This is a genomic window from Thermostichus sp. OS-CIW-30 (assembly GCF_054060215.1).
In genome coordinates this window covers 2,501-5,145 of record NZ_JBSSCZ010000048.1, presented here as the reverse complement: position 1 = coordinate 5,145, position 2,645 = coordinate 2,501, and the positions used below count along the sequence as shown (strand labels likewise).

At 58.4% G+C, this 2,645-nt stretch carries 2 tRNA genes and 2 rRNA genes (1 of these 4 cut by a window edge); all 4 read left to right on the top strand.

The annotated features are described in order from the left end of the window. Nucleotides 1-215 precede the first annotated feature (215 nt). Nucleotides 216-1,688, top strand: a 16S ribosomal RNA gene (locus ACVWZF_RS14055). 123 nt (nt 1,689-1,811) lie between these two features. After that, nucleotides 1,812-1,885: transfer RNA gene (locus ACVWZF_RS14050), tRNA-Ile, on the top strand. Nucleotides 1,886-1,974: 89 nt separating this feature from the next. Then, nucleotides 1,975-2,050, top strand: a tRNA-Ala gene (locus ACVWZF_RS14045). Between the two features lie 233 nt (nt 2,051-2,283). Next, a 23S ribosomal RNA gene (locus tag ACVWZF_RS14040) occupies nt 2,284-2,645 on the top strand; it runs 2,447 nt beyond the window's last position. Together the 16S and 23S rRNA genes with 2 tRNA genes alongside form the textbook arrangement of a ribosomal RNA operon.

Genomic DNA, 2,645 nt, shown 5'->3' with positions numbered 1-2,645 from the left:
AAAAATTTTGGGTTGGATATCTTGACGGGGTGGTGGGGGTGGGGATAGGGTAGTAAAGCGCCACAAGGCCACCCAGCCCCGGCGCCCCAGAACCTTGACAAGTAACTCGTTCAGTCAACCATCGCCAAGCAGCACAGCAGGCTCCCTGAGTCGGCTGGTGGCTGCATATTCAACCCTGTCAAGTTTCCATTTTTCCAGAGACAAGCTCTTGAATTGACACGGAGAGTTTGATCCTGGCTCAGGATGAACGCTGGCGGTATGCTTAACACATGCAAGTCGCACGGACACCTTCGGGTGTTAGTGGCGGACGGGTGAGTAACACGTAGGAATCTACCCTCAGGCGGGGGATAACAGCTGGAAACGGCTGCTAATACCCCATACAGGCGGAAGCTGAAAGGAGCAATCCACCTGAGGATGAGCCTGCGTCGGATTAGCTAGTTGGTGGGGTAATGGCCTACCAAGGCGACGATCCGTAGCGGGTCTGAGAGGATGGCCCGCCACACTGGGACTGAGACACGGCCCAGACTCCTACGGGAGGCAGCAGTGGGGAATTTTCCGCAATGGGCGCAAGCCTGACGGAGCAATACCGCGTGAGGGAGGAAGGCCCTTGGGTTGTAAACCTCTTTTCTGGGGGACGAAAGCTGACGGTACCCCAGGAATAAGCCTCGGCTAACTCCGTGCCAGCAGCCGCGGTAAGACGGAGGAGGCAAGCGTTATCCGGAATTATTGGGCGTAAAGGGTACGTAGGCGGCTGGTCAAGTCTGGGGTCAAAGGCCACAGCTCAACTGTGGGAAGGCCCTGGAAACTGACCGGCTAGAGTGAGGTAGGGGTTGCGGGAATTCCCGGTGTAGCGGTGAAATGCGTAGAGATCGGGAAGAACACCTGAGGCGGAAGCGCGCAACTGGGCCTCAACTGACGCTGAGGTACGAAAGCTAGGGGAGCGAATGGGATTAGATACCCCAGTAGTCCTAGCCGTAAACGATGGACACTAGACGTTGGCCGTATCGACCCGGTCAGTGTCGGAGCTAACGCGTTAAGTGTCCCGCCTGGGGAGTACGCACGCAAGTGTGAAACTCAAAGGAATTGACGGGGGCCCGCACAAGCGGTGGAGCATGTGGTTTAATTCGATGCAACGCGAAGAACCTTACCAGGGCTTGACATGCCGCGAACCCTGCGGAAACGTGGGGGTGCCTTCGGGAGCGCGGACACAGGTGGTGCATGGCTGTCGTCAGCTCGTGTCGTGAGATGTTGGGTTAAGTCCCGCAACGAGCGCAACCCTTGTTCCTAGTTGCCAGCATTGAGTTGGGCACTCTAGGGAGACTGCCGGTGACAAACCGGAGGAAGGTGAGGATGACGTCAAGTCAGCATGCCCCTTACGCTCTGGGCTACACACGTGCTACAATGGCGCGGACAAAGGGTCGCGAGCGCGCGAGCGTGAGCCAATCCCAAAAACCGCGTCTCAGTTCAGATCGCAGGCTGCAACTCGCCTGCGTGAAGGCGGAATCGCTAGTAATCGCAGATCAGCATGCTGCGGTGAATACGTTCCCGGGCCTTGTACACACCGCCCGTCACACCATGGGAGCTGGCCATGCCCGAAGTCGGAGCACCCGCCGAAGGCAGGGCTGGTGACTGGGGTGAAGTCGTAACAAGGTAGCCGTACCGGAAGGTGCGGCTGGATCACCTCCTTTTAGGGAGACCTACCTTGGGGCATCTGAGGGGAGTTAGACCACCCTCAGGCCAGCAAAGGTTATCCCAGGTCGGTCGGGGTTGAAGAGATGGTTGACTGGGGTTCTGGAGGGGAACCGAGGGGAGGGCTATTAGCTCAGGTGGTTAGAGCGCACCCCTGATAAGGGTGAGGTCCCTGGTTCGAGTCCAGGATGGCCCACTGTTTGTCCTGGAGAAGGGAGAGCTAGCAAGCTAGAAGCGAGCTGGCCAAGCTGAGGGCAAAGCCAGAGGGTGGGTGCAGTCTGGATTGGGGGTATAGCTCAGCTGGTAGAGCGCTGCCTTTGCACGGCAGAAGTCAGCGGTTCGAGTCCGCTTACCTCCACCACTTTGGTGAGGAGCGGGGAAGGGGTTCTCCAGTTGGATAGGTTGACGACCGGGCTAGGGGTTTGGGTCCGAGCACAAGCCTCCAGCCGGGTTGAGCCGGCCAGCACTTTGAAAACTGCATAGCAAGAGAGCAGCATGCTTCTGGGTTGAGCCCTCCGAGCCTTGGCTTGGGGGAAGCAGCAGCAACCTGGGGGCATGAGGCAGGTAGAACACCAATGTTACGTGAGGTGAAAAGGTCAAGTCAGTTAAGGGCGCACGGTGGATACCTAGGCACGCAGAGGCGAGGAAGGGCGTGTTACCGACGAAACGCTGCGGGGAGCTGGACAAAAGCGGTGATCCGCAGGTTCCCGAATGGGGCAACCCGGCAAGGCGCAAGCCTTGTCACCTTTGGCTGAATCCATAGGCCAAAGGGGCGAACGCGGCGAACTGAAACATCTTAGTAGCCGCAGGAAAAGAAAACAAAAGTGATTTCCTCAGTAGCGGCGAGCGAACGGGAAAGAGCCTAAACCGCTCAGCTACGGCTGGGCGGGGTTGTGGGACGGCCAAACGGCAGCCGGCGGGCTAGGGGAAGCAGCTGGAATGCTGCACCAGAGAAG